At 69.6% G+C, this 14,938-nt stretch carries 16 protein-coding genes; 6 read left to right on the top strand and 10 right to left on the bottom strand.

The annotated features are described in order from the left end of the window. Positions 1-32 precede the first annotated feature (32 nt). Complete coding sequence (locus KYK13_RS32980; protein WP_223637942.1) at positions 33-1,259, bottom strand: serine hydrolase; 1,227 nt, start codon at positions 1,257-1,259, stop codon at positions 33-35. A 368-nt stretch (positions 1,260-1,627) separates the two neighbouring features. After that, positions 1,628-2,422, bottom strand: a complete 795-nt coding sequence (locus KYK13_RS32975; RefSeq protein ID WP_223637939.1) for an AraC family transcriptional regulator — start codon at positions 2,420-2,422, stop codon at positions 1,628-1,630. Positions 2,423-2,499: 77 nt separating this feature from the next. Between KYK13_RS32975 and KYK13_RS32970 the strand changes: the two genes are divergently transcribed. Both KYK13_RS32970 and KYK13_RS32965 read left to right on the top strand, forming a co-directional pair. Continuing rightward, on the top strand, positions 2,500-2,991 hold the full coding sequence (locus tag KYK13_RS32970) for a DUF1772 domain-containing protein (protein WP_223637937.1): 492 nt from the start codon (positions 2,500-2,502) through the stop codon (positions 2,989-2,991). A gap of 90 nt (positions 2,992-3,081) precedes the next feature. Then, positions 3,082-4,629 carry a putative metal-binding motif-containing protein gene (locus KYK13_RS32965; protein WP_223637934.1) on the top strand — a complete coding sequence of 516 codons (1,548 nt, stop codon included), beginning with the start codon at positions 3,082-3,084 and terminating at the stop codon, positions 4,627-4,629. 1 nt (position 4,630) lies between these two features. Here KYK13_RS32965 and KYK13_RS32960 read toward each other — a convergent pair whose 3' ends face one another. After that, positions 4,631-5,038 carry a DUF3224 domain-containing protein gene (locus KYK13_RS32960; RefSeq protein ID WP_223637931.1) on the bottom strand — a complete coding sequence of 136 codons (408 nt, stop codon included), beginning with the start codon at positions 5,036-5,038 and terminating at the stop codon, positions 4,631-4,633. A 142-nt stretch (positions 5,039-5,180) separates the two neighbouring features. On the opposite strand from KYK13_RS32960, the gene KYK13_RS32955 reads away from it, so the two are divergent. Then, the gene (locus KYK13_RS32955; protein WP_223637928.1) at positions 5,181-5,981 is read left to right on the top strand and encodes an intradiol ring-cleavage dioxygenase; all 801 of its coding nucleotides are present in this window, start codon (positions 5,181-5,183) and stop codon (positions 5,979-5,981) included. A 107-nt stretch (positions 5,982-6,088) separates the two neighbouring features. Then, positions 6,089-6,259, top strand: coding sequence for a hypothetical protein (locus KYK13_RS32950; RefSeq protein WP_223637925.1), 171 nt, complete (start codon positions 6,089-6,091; stop codon positions 6,257-6,259). A gap of 14 nt (positions 6,260-6,273) precedes the next feature. Here the strand turns inward: KYK13_RS32950 and KYK13_RS32945 are convergent, their stop codons facing one another. Next, positions 6,274-6,717: a DUF4437 domain-containing protein gene (locus tag KYK13_RS32945; protein ID WP_223637922.1), complete on the bottom strand. Its 444-nt coding sequence runs from the start codon at positions 6,715-6,717 to the stop codon at positions 6,274-6,276. Positions 6,718-6,819: 102 nt separating this feature from the next. On the opposite strand from KYK13_RS32945, the gene KYK13_RS32940 reads away from it, so the two are divergent. After that, the gene (locus tag KYK13_RS32940; RefSeq protein WP_223637919.1) at positions 6,820-7,743 is read left to right on the top strand and encodes a LysR family transcriptional regulator; all 924 of its coding nucleotides are present in this window, start codon (positions 6,820-6,822) and stop codon (positions 7,741-7,743) included. A 389-nt stretch (positions 7,744-8,132) separates the two neighbouring features. Here KYK13_RS32940 and KYK13_RS32935 read toward each other — a convergent pair whose 3' ends face one another. From KYK13_RS32935 to KYK13_RS32910, 6 genes are all read right to left on the bottom strand, one after another. Next, positions 8,133-8,687, bottom strand: coding sequence for a hypothetical protein (locus KYK13_RS32935; RefSeq protein ID WP_223637917.1), 555 nt, complete (start codon positions 8,685-8,687; stop codon positions 8,133-8,135). A gap of 23 nt (positions 8,688-8,710) precedes the next feature. After that, the gene (locus KYK13_RS32930; RefSeq protein ID WP_223637913.1) at positions 8,711-9,295 is read right to left on the bottom strand and encodes a hypothetical protein; all 585 of its coding nucleotides are present in this window, start codon (positions 9,293-9,295) and stop codon (positions 8,711-8,713) included. A 110-nt stretch (positions 9,296-9,405) separates the two neighbouring features. Next, positions 9,406-10,164, bottom strand: coding sequence for an ABC transporter ATP-binding protein (locus tag KYK13_RS32925; RefSeq protein WP_223637911.1), 759 nt, complete (start codon positions 10,162-10,164; stop codon positions 9,406-9,408). Further along, entirely contained in the window at positions 10,161-11,132 is a 972-nt protein-coding gene (locus tag KYK13_RS32920) for an iron chelate uptake ABC transporter family permease subunit (RefSeq protein ID WP_223637908.1), read from the bottom strand. The genes KYK13_RS32925 and KYK13_RS32920 overlap by 4 nt, the downstream gene beginning before the upstream one ends. Next, positions 11,122-12,195, bottom strand: a complete 1,074-nt coding sequence (locus KYK13_RS32915) for an ABC transporter permease (RefSeq protein ID WP_223637905.1) — start codon at positions 12,193-12,195, stop codon at positions 11,122-11,124. The genes KYK13_RS32920 and KYK13_RS32915 overlap by 11 nt, the downstream gene beginning before the upstream one ends. Further along, a complete protein-coding gene (locus KYK13_RS32910; RefSeq protein WP_223637902.1) occupies positions 12,158-13,171 on the bottom strand; it encodes a siderophore ABC transporter substrate-binding protein in 1,014 nt (337 codons plus the stop codon). Before KYK13_RS32910 ends, KYK13_RS32915 begins: the two co-directional genes overlap by 38 nt. A gap of 161 nt (positions 13,172-13,332) precedes the next feature. Between KYK13_RS32910 and KYK13_RS32905 the strand changes: the two genes are divergently transcribed. After that, complete coding sequence (locus KYK13_RS32905) at positions 13,333-14,922, top strand: family 43 glycosylhydrolase (RefSeq protein WP_223637899.1); 1,590 nt, start codon at positions 13,333-13,335, stop codon at positions 14,920-14,922. The last annotated feature ends 16 nt before the right edge of the window (positions 14,923-14,938 follow it).

Here is a 14,938-nt window from a genome sequence, read left to right as displayed (position 1 = left end):
GAGGCAGGCTACCGCACTCCAGACCTGGGGACTCAGGGGCCGGTCTGGAGGGCCGCCGCGATGATCCGCGAGGCGATGGCTGGCTGCTCGCCGCCCATGTGGAGTGTGTTGACCGAATAGACGAGGCGACGGCGCAAATCCCGCGTGGCGCCCATCCCGTTGTTGTAGCCGTGCCGGTCGCCGCTCTTGCCCCAGAGCGTGATGCCGTTGATGTCGAAGCGGGTGAGGCCCGCGCTGTAGCTGGCACGGCCGCCTCCCACCGCGGGCACGTCCGGGACGGTGAACAGCTCCTCCTGCTGCTTGCGAGGCAGCAGCCGCCCCTGGAAGAGCGCGACGAGGAAGCGGTCCAGGTCCTCGGCGGTGGAGATCATCTCACCGGCGGCCCAGGGCACGGACTGGCTGGCTTCGGTGATGTCCACCAGGCAGCGCGAGCCATGGGTGATGGCCCCTGCCGGGCAGCCCGTCTCTTCCGGCGCGACCTCTTCGTAGCCTCGGGCATGGCGCCCGGGAATCGTCACGTCGTTGCCGGGCACGAAGGTGTCCCGCAGGTGCAGCGGCCGCAGGATGCGCTCACGCACCGCGTCCGCGTAGGGCCTACCCGTCACCTGTTCAATGAGCAGCCCCGCGACGATGTAGCCGATGTTGCCGTACTCCTGCTGCGTTCCCGGAGCGAAGCGGGGACCCTGCGGGAGTGTCATCGAGACGAGCTCCCGGGGGCTGAAGCGCCGGTAGCGGTTTTCGAAGAACCAGTCGGGGTCCTTCTGCGGCACCGGCACGCCGGGCAGGCCATGGGTGTGATTGAGCAGCTGTCGCACGGTGATGGGCGCGTAGACGCCCGAGGGCAGCAGGCGCGGCAGGTAGTCCTGGACGGGCCGGTCCAGGTCCACGCGTCCCTCGGCGGCGAGCTGGAGCACGACGGTGGCGGTGAACGTCTTCGTCATGCTGCCGATGCGGAAGTGCGCGTCCACCGGGACCGGGGCGCCGGTGCGGATGTCCGCCACGCCGGACGTGCCCAGCCAGCGTCCGGCCGCGCCGCTCACCCGGACCAGCGCGCCGGACGCCTCCGCGTTTGGAAGCCCCTCGATGGCCTGCCGCAGCGCCTCGCGGTTCAGGGGCGGCAGGGATGGATGCGCCGTCTCCAGCTCCCACTCGCCGACCTCGAGCGAGGTCCCCGCCGGTGCCTCCGGCCCGCATGCGGGGGCTGCGAAGCTCGCGAGCAATGCCATCCCCAGCCGTAGGCCGCGGTGCAGGACCGCCATGTTCCAGCTCCTGTGAAGGTAGGGCCGGCGCTTCCGGCCGGCGGGTGGAACACCGGTGCCCCCTGGCGGTGTCACCAGGCCAGGAGGGAATGTCAGTCCACCGAAACGTACGGCTCGCCATTCTGGCCCATGGCACCCGGTGCCAGCGATCCGCCGCCGTTGTCGCGCATCAGGCAGAGCGTGCGCTTTCCATCCGGCGGTCGTGGTTCACGCTCCAGGTGCCCTGGTCGCTTTCGGATCCGGACTTCATGGCGCCCGCCGGTGAGCAGGAGCCAGAAGAGGGGACTCTTGGGACGGGCCATGGTGGGGGGCCTGGAAGGGGCTCACCCGCTTCTACGTGCTGCGGGTCGGAGCTTCTCTCCCGGCCCTCATGAGGGATGTCCCGAGCGCCGCAGGACGGCCGGCGTGAGTCCCGTCACCCGGCGGAACACCGTGGTGAAGTGACTTTGTGAGCTGAAGCCGACCTCGAGCGCGATGTCTCCCAGGGAGCGGGTCGTGTGGCTCAACAGGCTCCGCGCTCGCTCCACCCTCCGCTGCTGCACGTAGGCATGCGGCGTCATCCCCATGGACTGGCGGAAGGCGCGGGTGAAGTAGAAGACGCTCAGCCCCGAGCGCCGGGCCAGCTCACCCACGCGGATCCTCCTCGCGAGGTGCGCCTCGACAAAGAGTCGCACGCGGTGGAGCGCGGCCGCGGAGAGGCCACCCCGCCGCCGCGCCGCGCGTGGCCCTCCGGGCTCCTGGAGCAGCTTCGCCACCCGGGCCGCATGGGCATCCTGCACCTTCCGCGCTTCGCCCAGGAACCGGGCGATGACCTTCAGCTCCGCCTCTGGCAGGGGCGCCATCAATTGCAGGCCATCCGCCTGGAGGGGGCCCCAGAGGGTGTCAATCCATTCGCGTGCATGCGCCGTGAGCGCGAGCCGTCTGCCATTTCCGGTGCCCTCCCGCTGGACGTAGCCCGCGAGCACCAGCCGCTCCACGTCGGCGTCTCGTGAGACTGCCTTCTGGGGCGCGGGGCCACCGAAGTGCAGCTGTGCCAGGCAGGTCAGCTCCGCGCGGCCCAACGCCAGCACCTCGCCCACGGTGGCGTCGAACTCCGCGGAGGCTTCCTGGAAGCGGACGACGTCGGCGCCAATCTGGGCGAGGAGGGAGTGACGGGGGCTCATGGAGAACACCGCAGGATTGAGAAAAACACCACAAGGGCGCGAAAGACGCTCGCGGATCCGGGACGCATGCTGACCCCATGATGAACCTGAAGCCTCCCGTGGCGGAAATCGTCTTGTGGCTCTTCGTGCTCAACCTGGGCGTCGCATTCGGAGCGGGGCTCTACGAGCACCGCGTCTCGCTCCCCCGGTGGCTCGACGTGACGGGTGCGCACTGGTCCGCGGAGGAGGCGCGGCGGGATGACGTGGGGCGGCGCTTCTGGGGTTTCGTCAGCACGGGGCCGCTGACGCTGCTCACCATGGCCAGCCTCTATTGGGCCACGCGGGCCACGGGGCCGCTGCGCCCCTGGTGGCTCGTGGCCGCACTGGTGGTGCTCGTGGACCGGCTCCTGACCTTCTCGTACTTCATCCCCACGATGATCCGGCTGATGCAGTCGCCCGATTCAATGGCGGCGGTGGAGACCGCGACGCGGTGGGTCCGATTGAACCACCTGCGTCACGTGCTCATGGGGAGCGCATGGCTCGCGGCTCTTCAAGCCCTGTCATGGCTCCGGATGAGAGGGAGTGAATAAACTATACATCCCTGGGTTTGGAGTGGATTTGGCTTTGTCCCCAGGCGGGGCCAATGTCAGCCAGCCAAAGAGGGGATGATGGAAGTCCGGATGAGATGGGCGAGGCTCTGGACGGTGGTGCTGGCGGTGGGCAGCGGGGCGCTGGGGGGATGCGATGATTCGGATCCGCAGACGCATCCGCTTCCCGATGCAGGGGCCGTGGACGCGGGGACCTCGGATGCGGGCGGCACGCAAGGCGATGATGGCGGCACGCAAGTGGATGCCGGAGCCGACGCGGGCTCCCTGGGGGAGCCGCTGCCCTGTGAGAAGACGCAAGGTGTCTGCGCGGGCGCCCGGCGCGCCGTGGTGGATGGGGCCTACGAGCCGGTGTGTACCGCGCTGTCGTATGGCTCTGACTACGAGGCCACGGAGACGCGCTGCGATGGTCTGGACAATGATTGCGACGGAGTGACGGACCCTCCGACCTGGTCGCAGGTCGCGCCGCTCGGATTGCCTCCGCATGCGGGACGGATCAGCAGCGTCCGGGTGACGGACGGCATCCTCGCGGCGGTCTTCGACAGAGCGGCGGTGACCCGGGTCATCCGGCTGGATGTCGCGCTGACTCCGCTTGGCACCACGGAGATTCCGGTGGAGGTGATGGACGAATCCCTGGCGCTGGACACGGTGAGCAGCCGTCTGCTGCGCACGTCCCAGGGGCCCGCGCTGTACTACTCGTCAGCGGGGACGACTGGCGACCACACGCGGGGCCACCTCCTCCTGCTGGACGAGCAGGGCCATCGCGTGCCCCGCCAGGGTGAGCCCGAGGGCGGCGCGCTCCTCTTCGACCAGGCCGTGGGGGACAGGGCCACCGCGGCGGCCGTGTCGGCGGACGGGACCCGGGTCTTCGCGGCCTGGCGGAATACCTCCATGTTCCGTTCCGGTGGCAGCAAGCTGTGGGGCACGCTCACGGAGCTGAACGGCCAGACCGTGGTGGCTCCTCGCGTGCTGATGCAGGTGCTCGCGCAGGACAAGGTCCTCTATGGCGTGGACGTGATGGGGCTGCGCGACGGTGGCTTCCTGGTCCTGGCCCAGGAGCTCAAGGATGGCGCTTCCGAAGGGTTGCTGCGGCTCCAGCACTTCGATGCCAGCCTGCAACCCGTGGGCGATGAGCGGACCATCACCGCGGAGGCGAATCCGGAGACCCGGCTCGTGGACCTGGGCGCTGCGGCGGGCAGTGCCTTGGAGTCCCCGGTCATCGTGCTGCGCGGCCCGGCGGGCGGTGAGCGCGCGCTGACGGTCCTGGGGGACCTTTTCGGGGAAGGGACCACTCGCACCCTGGCCGTGACGACCCCGGGCGAAGCTCCCTGGTACGGGACCGCGGTGACCTCGCGAGGCCTTGAGGCGGCGTGGCTCTCCGTGTCCTCGGACCCGCAGGAAGGCAGCTCCGGGTTCGGGTGGCGGGGCCGGTTCTGGGCCCTGGGGCATGACGGCGTCCCGGCCGACTTGTCGCCCGGGTCCGGCTACATGCCCCTGCACCGGTACGCGCAGTGGGTCCAACTGGAGGAACTGCCGGAGCACTGGATGGGCGCGCTGGTGATGACGTCCACCGAGAGCCCGGAGTCCCACACCCTCCAGGCGGTCCGCTACTGCGCACCGTGAATCACGGCGCGTCGGGCAGGGAGTACTGGAAGTCGTAGGAGTGCTTCCCGCCCGGCGCGATGTCGATGGTCATCGAACCGGCGAGCCCTGTGAGCTCGCCGGTTCCGGAGTCCGGCACCACCGTGATGACCAACCGCGCCGCACCGCGCGTCATGGTGCCGGAGTGCTGCAGCGCGAAGGTGCCACTGCGGCCGTCCAGCGTCCCGCTGACGCGCTCCATCGCCACGTACCCCGCGGACCCCTCCACCGGCGTTCGCACGGCGATCATCTGCCCCTGGCTGGTGGCGTCCAGCCCCCCGTGAAAGCGCTTGTCGAGCAGCATCCGGCCCGGGGCCGCCTCCACCGCGCCCGCCTCCGGCGCCATGGGGGTGAGCTTGACGTCGAATGGGCCACTCGCGCGCTTCGTCATGGGTGTCTGCTCCCTTGTCTGGTGGCCGGACAGATACGCCAGGAGCCCGCGCCTGGATTGCAAAAACGCGTCACCCCCCGGGCCTTAGGACTCGCTTAAGACTCTTCCCCTACCGTCATGGTCACTCCATGGGGGCACACGCATGAGTGACGATGAACGGAACCACCACGAGGGACTCCCGCAGGACCTGCGGGTCCTGGCGAAGCGCACGGACCGGCGGGAGCTGCTGCGCTGGATGGCCTTCACCCGCCTCATCCCCCTCGTCGGCTGCGGCGGGTCGGACGCCAGCGGCAGCAGCGACGACGCTTCCGGCTGCGCGCGGATTCCAGAGGAGACGGCCGGCCCCTATCCCGGCGACGGCTCCAACGGCGCCAACGCCCTGGTGCTGTCAGGCATCGTCCGCAGCGACATCCGCTCCAGCATCGCGAGCGCGAGCGGCGTCGCGGCTGGCATCCCGCTCACCATCACCCTCACGCTGGTCGCCAGCAACGACAGCTGCGCGCCGCTGCGGGGCTACGCCATCTACCTGTGGCACTGCGACCAGGCGGGGCGCTACTCGATGTACTCGTCGGGTGTCACCAGCGAGAACTACCTGCGCGGCGTACAGGTGACGGACGAGGAGGGCAAGGTGACCTTCACCAGCATCTTCCCCGCCTGCTACAGCGGCCGCTGGCCGCACATCCACTTCGAAATCTATCCCTCGGTGGACGCGACCTCCTCCTCGCGCAACAAGGTGGCCACGTCCCAGCTGGCCCTGCCGGAGGACATCTGCGACGCCGTCTACGCGACCTCCGGCTACTCGCAGAGCGTCCGCAACCTCAGCCAGATTTCGCTCTCCCGCGACAACGTGTTCAGCGACGGCGCGTCCACGCAGCTGGCGACCGTCACGGGCAACACCACGGATGGCTACACCGCATCCCTGGTGGTGCCCATCCAGGTCTGAGGCTCGGGCCCGGCTGCCCGCCCGCGCTCCGTGCGGGAGGGATGGCAACCCTCCGCGAGGTGCTGCATCTTCAGGGGGCAGCCCCCTTCCGGACAGGAGTCTCGCCCATGTTCCAGCCGCCGAAGGAGACCACCTCGAAGAAGCACCGGGGTGGTTCCATCCAGCAGACGAAGGACTTCCAGAAGATCCGCAAGCCCACCCAGGTGACGGGCAAGCGCATCGGCGGGGCGCTGCGGGCCGAGTTCGCCCGGCAGCAGAAGCGCCGCGACTCGCGCTGAAGGCCGCCTTCGCGTCACTTCGCCTTCGCGGGCGCGAAGTCGAAGGGCTTGTCCTGGGCGATGAGCAGCACGCACTCGCCGTCCGCCGAGCACTGGTTGCGGTGCACCACCTTGCCGGGCTGGTCCCAGGTGCTGCCAGCCTCCACGGCGCCCGCTTCGGCGGCGCCCTCGCTGGTGTTCGTCATGCGGCCCTTCACCAGCACGCCGTGATAGCCGGCGGAGTGGGTGTGCGGCCCGGAGTCGAACCCGGCGGGGAACTTCATCAGCAGGGCGTACGGGCCCTTCTTCATGTCGCCCCAGAGGACGTGCACGGACGGGCCGCCGGGCATCAGCTCCGTCCAGGTGAGCTTGTCGTAGGCGGTCTGCTGGAACGCGGCGGACTCCTTGCCCTTGGCGGCGGCGAAGGTGAACGCGGAGACGACGGCGACGGCGGCAACGAGCTTGGGAAGGGTCTTCACGGGAGGGACTCCTCGGTGGAAGGAAACGCCGGGGAGAATGGCCGTGGACCGGGTCTGCGAAAATGCCCGAAACCGCAGAGCGCCTCTGCGAGAATGCAGACCATGCCCGAATGGAGCGACCTGCGGCACTTCCTGGCCATCGCGAGGGAGGGCAACCTCTCCGCTGCGGCGCGGCGGTTGAAGGTGGACCAGACCACCGTGGGCCGGCGCCTGGCCGTGCTGGAGAAGGAACTGGGGGCGCGGCTCTTCGACCGGACCCCCACGGGCCTGCGGCCCACCGCGGTGGCGCTGCGCATCCGTCCGGCCGCGGAAGCCGTGGAGGCGGAGGCGCTGCGCGTGGAGCGGCTCGCCAGCGGCGAGGACCTGCGCCCCTCCGGGCCGGTGACGGTCACCGCCACGGACTCGTTCCTCATCCACAACGTGATGCCGTACCTGGTCGCGTTCCAGGAGCGCCATCCGGAAATCGAGTTGCAGCTGCTCTCAGGTTACGAGTCCCTGTCGCTCGTGCGGCGAGAGGCGGACGTCGCCATCCGGCTGGTCCGGCCCCAGGAGGCATCACTGCGGGCCCGGAAGGTGGCGGCCATCGGGGTCGTGCCCTTCGCGTCGAAGGCGTACCTCGCCCGCCGGGGGCCGGTGCGCTTCGACACGGGGCTGCAGGGGCACGCGGTGGTGGGCTACGCGCAGGACTCGCGGCGCTGGCCGGAGTCGAAGTGGCTGGACGTGCACGCGGCGAAGGCCACCGTCGCGGTGCGGCTGACGTCCATCGTGGGGCTGCTCCAGGCCGCGCGCGAGGGACTGGGCGTAGCGCTCCTGCCGGCGTTCTTCGGGCACCTGCACCCGGAGCTGGTGCCGCTCCGCGACGCGCTGCCGGAGCTGGAGCGCACGGTGTGGCTCGTGTTCCACGAGGACCTGGCCCACAACGCGCGGGTGCGCGCGGTGGTGGACTTCCTGGCGGAGACCATCGGTGCGCAGGCGGAGGCGCTCGCGAAGCCTCCCGTCAGGTCCCGGAAGAAGCGCGCCCGGTGACGCGGCCGCGTCACCGGGCGTCCCGGCTCATGGCGCGCCGAGCCGCTCTCCCGTCCCCCGCTCCAGGATGGCAATCCAGGTTCTGCTCACGCAGCTCCGTCGGCCTTTCTGGGAGAGGAGCGGGCAGGCCTTCACTCTCCGTGGACGAAGAGCAACCCAAGACACCCCAGGCCGGCATCACCGTCTCCAGTGCCAGCGCTGCGAGCGCCGCGTCGGTTTCGGCGGCGGGCACCACGGCCCAGCACAACGCCAGCGCCCAGACGGCCAATGCGTTCCTCCAGCAGGGGGAGTCTGCCATCGACCTGCAGGGAAGGCGTTGCGCGAGCCTGCGCGCTCCTCGGCTCGCCCCGGCGGAGCCGGACCCCGCCGCTTGGTGCGCGGGCCGCGGCTCAGAGCCGCGTGAAGGTGATCTCGAAGTCGCGCATGTCGCTTGAGAGGGTCGACATGCTGACTTCACTCGACCAGTTGACCTCGATGGTGCCCTCGGAAGGTGTCCCCTGCCGCTCGAACTCGAGCCGGTAGGTGGCTTCGAAGCGCTCGGTGTCGTCGTCCAGGTTGATGTGCGGCGACAGGGGCACCATCCCGACCGGCCGCGGCACGTCGAAGATGACGGAGCTTTCATCCAGGACCTGCTCGTCGCGCTCGTCCACGAGCCGGGCGCGGTACCAGGGATGGACCTCCCCGCTGTCTGTCCCGGAGAGCTGCCAGCGGGGCTCCGCAGAGAAGCCGACATTGAGGCCGGAAATCTTCGCGCCCGTGCCCTTCCTGGCCGCGACGACCATGTGCATCCGCAACCGGGTTCGGGTGTTCGCCGGGGTCAGCGAGAACGCGCCGGCCGGGCCGGTTCGGCTCATCGAGGCAGGTGCGATGAGACAGGCGGAGGGCAAGAGCAAGAGGCCGCCGAGCAGCAGGCGCCGGGCGAGAACGGGAAGGGACGTGCGCATGAGGGGCTCCAGGGAGTTGGGGTTCACGGCTCCGAGACGGTCACGGTGAAGTCGTTGGGCGTCTGGGTGGTGTCCACCACGTGCGCCTGGCCCGTCGCCGTCCACTCCACCGTCACCTCGCCGGCCGCGGCGTTGGGCTGCAACTCGAGGTCCAGGTTCGTGGTCCAGTCGCAGCTCGTGCCCAGCGTGCAGTGGCCGTCGAGGTACTGCTGGACATCCATTTCGGTCGGCTGTCCCGCCACCAGCACGCCGCCAGCCTGCGGACCAGAGTCCAGATCGCCCGTCACCAGCATGGCGCGGAGCCAGGGGCTCACCGCCTCGCTGGGGTCCGCGGGTGTCCACGTGGCCGATACCCGCACCTGCAGCACCGCCTCGACGGGCTTGTCCGGAGACTGCGAGGCCGTGACCCGCATGACGACCGGGATGCGGGTCTTGGGCGCCTTGGTCGTGAGGGTCACCGGCCTGCCGGAATACGGGTCGGAGTTCACGTCCTCGGATGTCGGGGTCTTCGATGTCGCGACGACGCTGGCACATGCGACCAGCAGGAGCAGCCGGGAGGCCCAATGACGCAGACGTGAACTCGGTGCGGCTTCGCGGGAGAGGGACATGGTGCTCGAGCCCCTGAGCAATCCCGATGCCAGGATTTCCCAGAGGGAGCCGCCGTCCCGAGATACCGAGGTCTCAGCCTGAGCGCGACATGAATGTCACATCCCGGGCACTACCGGTAATGGACCGCGATGCGCTTCCCCTTGAGGACGTGGATGTCGATGTCCATGTCATAGATGTCGCGGAGGACGTCGGGGTGCATCAGCGCCTCCGGCGTCCCCTGGAAGGCGACCTTCCCGCCGCGCATGGCGATGACGTGGTCGGAGTAGCAGGAGGCGTAGTTGAGGTCGTGCAGCACCAGCACCACGCACTTGCCCAGCGTGTCCGCCGCGCGCCGCAGCTCCTTCATCATGGCCACGGCGTGCCTCATGTCCAGGCTGTTGAGGGGTTCATCCAGGAGCACGTAGTGCGTGTCCTGGCACAGCACCATGGCCACGAAGGCGCGCTGGCGCTGACCGCCGGAGAGCTCATCCAGGAAGCGGTGGGCGATGGGCTCCAGGCCCAGGTGATGGAGCGCTCCCTCCACGAAGGCGCGGTCCTCCACCGTCGGGCGGCCCTTGGAGTGCGGATAGCGGCCGAACGTCACCAGGTCGCGCACGGTGAGCCGGGAGGTGACGGCGTTGTCCTGCCGCAGGATGGCCAGCCTTCGCGCCAGCGCGTCGCCGGGCGTCCGGGCCACATCCATGCCGTCCACCAGGACGGCACCGGAGGACAGCGGCAACAGGCGGCTCACCATGGAGAGCAGGGTGGATTTGCCAGCGCCGTTGGGCCCGATGATGGACGTCACGCCCGTCTCCGGAAGCTGGAGCGTGACGTCGTCCACCACCAGGGTGTCTCCGTAGCGGCGGGAGACGTTCCGGGCTTCGATCATCGCAGCGCGCCTCGCATGAGCAGGGAGATGAACATGATGCCGCCGAGGAACTCGATGATGACGCGCAGGTTGGCGCCGAAGGAGAAGACGCGCTCCAGCACGAGCTGACCGCCCAGGAGGCCAATCACCGCGAGGAACACCGCGGCCGGAAGCACGTGGACGTGCCGGTGCGAGCGCACCAGCCCATGCGCCAGGTTCGCCACCAGGAGCCCGAAGAAGGTCACCGGCCCCACCAGCGCCGTGGACACCGACACCAGCACCGCCACCACGGCCAGGAGCCGCGACACCGTACGCCGGTGGTCCACGCCCAGGTTGATGGCCACGTCGCGCCCCAGGCTCAGCACGTCGCAGGCGCGCAGCAGGGGGAACCCCAGGACGGACGCGCCCACTGTCAACACCGCGGAGACGAGGAGCAGGTCCGGATCCGGGTTGTTGAAGCTGGCGAAGAAGCGGTCCTGCAGGAAGTCGAACTCGCCCGGCGCGATGAGGCGCTGCAGGAAGCTGGACAGGCTGCGGAACAACACGCCCAGCACCACGCCCGTGAGCAGCAGCAGGTGGACGCTGCGCCGGCCGCCCTCGAACAGCCAGCGGTGCAGCGCGGCGGAGAAGACCGCCATGATGGCGACCTCCACCGTGAAGAGCAGCCGCGCGTCCAGGCTCGCCAGGGTGCGCGAGCCCAGGAAGAAGAGCAGGCTCGTCTGCAACAGCAGGTAGAGCGTGTCGAAGCCCATGATGGCGGGCGTCAGGACGCGGTTCTCCACCACGGTCTGGAACAGCACCGTGGAGACGGCGATGGCGTAGCCCACCAGCAGCACGGTGGCGACCTTGCGCGCGCGGAACGGCAGCACGAAGTCCCACCTGCCGCCCGCGTCCACGGTCATGAACACCACGACGCAGAAGAGGGCCAGGCCCCCCAACAGGAGCAGCCGCCGCCCGGGGGCCTCCCATTGCAACGCGCTAGCCGACACGGCCGTTCCTCCGCAGGAGCAGGTGGAGGAAGGCGAGGCTGCCCACCACGCCCGCCACGGTGCCCACCGGAATCTCATAGGGCTGGCGCACCACCCGCCCCACGATGTCGCACAGGAGCACGAAGCCCGCGCCCAGCACCGCCACCCACGGGATGGAGCGGCGCGCGTTGTCGCCCACGATGAGGCTGACGACGTTGGGCACCACGAGCCCGATGAACGGAATCATCCCCACCGTGGCCACCACCACCGCGGTGACCATGGCGACGATGGACAGTCCCAGCGCCACGATGCGCGGGTGGCTCAGCCCCAGGTTGGTGGTGAAGGCCTCGCCCAGGCCGGCGACGGTGAAGCGGTCCGCGACGACGTAGGCGACGACCGTCAGCACGAAGGCGCCCCAGAGCAGCTCGTACCGGCCGCGCAGCACGCTGGAGAAGTCCCCCGTGGTCCAGGCCATCAGCGACTGCAAGAGGGAGAAGCGGTAGGCGAAGAACGTCGTCGCCGCGTCGAAGATGGCGCCCAGCACCAGCCCCACGACGGGCACGACGAGCGCCGAGCGCAGCGGGATGCGCCGGAGGATGAGCAAGAACAGCGCTGTGCCCGCCATGGCGAAGCCCGCGGCGACCGCCGTCCTCGCGAGGATGGGAAGGCCGGGCGCGAGCAGCGTGACGGCGAGCAGCCCCAGGCTCGCGGACTCCGCCGTGCCCGCGGTGAAGGGCTCCACGAAGCGGTTGCGCGCGAGCATCTGCATGATGAGGCCTGCGACGGCCAGGGACATGCCCGCGAGCATCAGGGACAGCGTGCGTGGCACGCGGCTGATGATCAGCACCTGCACGGCGCGCGGGTGCTCCGCCGGCGCCAGGAGCGCGTCCCACGGCACGTCGCTCACGCCAATGAGCAGGCTGGTGCCCGCGAGCACCAGCACCGCGAGCCCGGCCGCGGCGAGCCGCAGCAGGGCGCCGCCGTTCGCGGGCGGCTGCGCCGGCTGGGGGAGCGAGACCGCGGGGGCGCGCGGTGTGAAACCCGGCTCAGGGAGCGACGGGCTGTCGGGGCCTGGCGTAGACATCGGAGAGCTGCTCCATCAGGCGCCGCACGGACTGGATGCCGCCGCCGATGAGGTAGGTGTTCGCCGGCTCCAGGTACACGACCTGTCCCTGCTTCCAGGCCGCCGTCTGGTGCACCATCTCGTTGTCCAGGAGCCGCTGCGCGCCGCCGCCCTCTCCGATGGCCGCGTCCCGGTCGATGACGAACAGCCAGTCCGGGTTGGTCTCCAGGATGAACTCCGACCCGATGGCCTCTCCGTGCAGCGACGCCTTGAGGCCCGGCGCCGCGGGCGGGATGCCGAAGGCGTCGTGCAGCACGCCGAAGCGCGAGCCCGGGCCATAGGCGCTCATCCGCCCTCCGGACGTCAGCACGATGAGCCCCTTGCCCCGGTGGGCGGTGGTGCCCTTCAGCCTCGCGATGGACCGGTGCATCGCCTCCACCAGGGCGCGCGCCTGTTCCTCCTTGCCGAAGACGGTCGCCAGCCGCTGCGTGTTGCCCACCACGGTGTCCAGGAAGTGCGCGTCGTCCGTGGTCTGGTCGATGGTGGGCACCAGGGCGGCGAGCTTCGCGTATCGCGCGCTGGAGCGGCCACCGGTGATGACCAGGTCCGGCCGGGCCGCGTGGAGCGCTTCGTAGTCGGGCTCGAAGAGCGTCCCGAAGCGCGGGTACCTCTTCGCGTCCCCGTACTTCGCCAACTGGCCGGGGAAGTACTCACCCGCCACGCCCTGCACGTCCACTCCCAGCGCGTCCAGCGTGTCCAGCGCCGCCAGGTCGAACACCACCACCTGCGCCGGGTGCTCGGTCACCACGGTGCTGCCCTGCGCGTGGGCGACGGTCCGGCCCGCTCCCGGTGCAGGGGCTGCCGGAGCCGCGCCTCGCGGCACAGGCGCCTCGGCCGGGGCGCGCGAGGCCCGCCAGCCGAAGACCGCGAGCGCAATGACCGCGACCCCGACGAGGGCCGCGAGGAGGGGAGGGAGACGCCGGGGAGGGGGACTCACGGGAAAGGCAATCCAGGGAAAGTGATATCAAATGAAATTGATTCTCAATATCGAAGTGGCGGATATAGCGGATCGCCGCCGGACGGTCAAAACCCATCGGCCTTGCGTGGCCCGGCCCTTCCCTGGAAGCTTGGATTTCAAGACTTCCATGGAGAGGCCACATGAAGCCCGTCCGAGCCGTCCTGCTGTTGTCCCTGCTCACCACGACGTTCGCCGGGAGTGCCCACGCGCAGGACAACTCGCGCACGCTGCTCATGCAGTGGCTGGCGGATCCGGACGTCTACAAGGAGAACGACGACCTGTTCTTCCTCACTGGCACGGGCAACGGGGTGGTGCTGCCGCTGTATGAGTCCAACGACCTGACGGCGTTCCGCTTCAAGCGCGACTACAACCCGTCCGCGGCGGACCCGGCCTACGACTACTGCTACCTGTGGGCACCGGACCTGAGCAAAGTGGGGAGCGTCTACCAGCTCCACTTCTCCGGCCACCGGGTGCCCAACGGCGCGGCGTGTCCGCCGGCGGGCCAGGAGGTGACGACCTTCGTGGCCACGGCGCCGGACCTGAACCTCGACTTCGGCGCGCCGCAGCCCATCAACGCCAACACGACGTGGCCGCGCACCACCACCGGTACGGCGTGCCTGCCGCAGGGGTGCAACCGGAACATCCGCATCGACTCCGCGACGTTCTACGACGGAGTGGATCGCTGGCTCTTCTATGTGTGGTTCCAGAACGGCAACAACATCTCCTCGTTCAACCTGGCCGCACCCGGCACCGTCTACAACCACGCGGGCCCGGCGGTGTTCGCGACGCCGGCCTACGAAGAGGGCATCAACGAGGCGCCGGAGCTCTTCAAGCGCGACGGGCGCTACTACCTGCTCTTCAGCGGCGGTTGGTACAACAGCCAGTACGCCATGTATTACGTGATGGCGGACTCCATCCCGCAGTTGACGCGGGCGCGGGCGGTGCGGCGGCTGTCATTGCCGCTGAAGAACTCGGCGGGCCGGCTGGTGCAGTCCCACGGCCACAACGTCATCGTCGAGCGGCGGGGTGAGTACTTCAACATCTTCCACGTGGGGGCCTTCGACAGCGCGGGAAACCTCACCTCGCGCAGCACGTACAAGCAGCGCGTCGCGTTCAAGCCGGACGGGGCGATGACGTCGCTCAACCAGGTGAACGTGCGTTGGAGCCGGCTCGCCGGGTACAGCTATTCGTTGGACGTGGTGCTGCGAGACGGGTCGGTGGTGGGGCCGTGCACGTCCGTGGTGCTTCTGGGGCAGTCCAACAAGACGGTGTTCGACGGCGTGTGCCGCAGCGCCGGGGACCGGGTGGTGACGAAGGGGGAGATCGCCGCGTTCCGCATCTTCTACTCGAACAACAACGTCTGGGGGCCCTTCGTGGAGAAGGCCTATGACGGCATCTCCGACGACGTGTCGCTGGAGCTGCCGGGCGGCGTCACGCCCTTCGTGGACCTGGAGTGGAGCGAGGAGGAGACGACGGCGCAGTACTCCATCGACGTTCAGCGGCGGGACACGGGTGCGTGGATTGGGCCGTGCATTGGAGTCACGTCCGTGAACAAGAGCCTCGCCTGGACCTACCAGGGGCGCTGCGACACGCCGGGCATCAACGTGCCGTTCTCCAACATCCAGGCCTTCCGCATCTGCTCCGCGGTGAACGGCGACTGGGCCCATGCCCGCTGCGGCGCCGCTGCGTACGACGGCCGGAGCATGTCCTCGCGCATCAACATCCCCTGAGCCGGGGCTGGCGTCA

It is taken from the genome of Corallococcus sp. EGB, assembly GCF_019968905.1.
Taxonomy (GTDB): Bacteria; Myxococcota; Myxococcia; order Myxococcales; family Myxococcaceae; genus Corallococcus.
Note: the sequence above shows the minus strand (reverse complement) of the source record. Positions and strands in the feature narration are given on the sequence as shown.

Coding starts and splice junctions, on each gene's coding strand:
- KYK13_RS32980 (WP_223637942.1), bottom strand. CDS start 1,259: ATGGCGGTCCTGCACCGCGGCCTACGGCTGGGGATGGCATTGCTCGCG.
- KYK13_RS32975 (WP_223637939.1), bottom strand. CDS start 2,422: ATGAGCCCCCGTCACTCCCTCCTCGCCCAGATTGGCGCCGACGTCGTC.
- KYK13_RS32970 (WP_223637937.1), top strand. CDS start 2,500: ATGATGAACCTGAAGCCTCCCGTGGCGGAAATCGTCTTGTGGCTCTTC.
- KYK13_RS32965 (WP_223637934.1), top strand. CDS start 3,082: ATGAGATGGGCGAGGCTCTGGACGGTGGTGCTGGCGGTGGGCAGCGGG.
- KYK13_RS32960 (WP_223637931.1), bottom strand. CDS start 5,038: ATGACGAAGCGCGCGAGTGGCCCATTCGACGTCAAGCTCACCCCCATG.
- KYK13_RS32955 (WP_223637928.1), top strand. CDS start 5,181: ATGAGTGACGATGAACGGAACCACCACGAGGGACTCCCGCAGGACCTG.
- KYK13_RS32950 (WP_223637925.1), top strand. CDS start 6,089: ATGTTCCAGCCGCCGAAGGAGACCACCTCGAAGAAGCACCGGGGTGGT.
- KYK13_RS32940 (WP_223637919.1), top strand. CDS start 6,820: ATGCCCGAATGGAGCGACCTGCGGCACTTCCTGGCCATCGCGAGGGAG.
- KYK13_RS32935 (WP_223637917.1), bottom strand. CDS start 8,687: ATGCGCACGTCCCTTCCCGTTCTCGCCCGGCGCCTGCTGCTCGGCGGC.
- KYK13_RS32930 (WP_223637913.1), bottom strand. CDS start 9,295: ATGTCCCTCTCCCGCGAAGCCGCACCGAGTTCACGTCTGCGTCATTGG.
- KYK13_RS32925 (WP_223637911.1), bottom strand. CDS start 10,164: ATGATCGAAGCCCGGAACGTCTCCCGCCGCTACGGAGACACCCTGGTG.
- KYK13_RS32915 (WP_223637905.1), bottom strand. CDS start 12,195: ATGTCTACGCCAGGCCCCGACAGCCCGTCGCTCCCTGAGCCGGGTTTC.
- KYK13_RS32905 (WP_223637899.1), top strand. CDS start 13,333: ATGAAGCCCGTCCGAGCCGTCCTGCTGTTGTCCCTGCTCACCACGACG.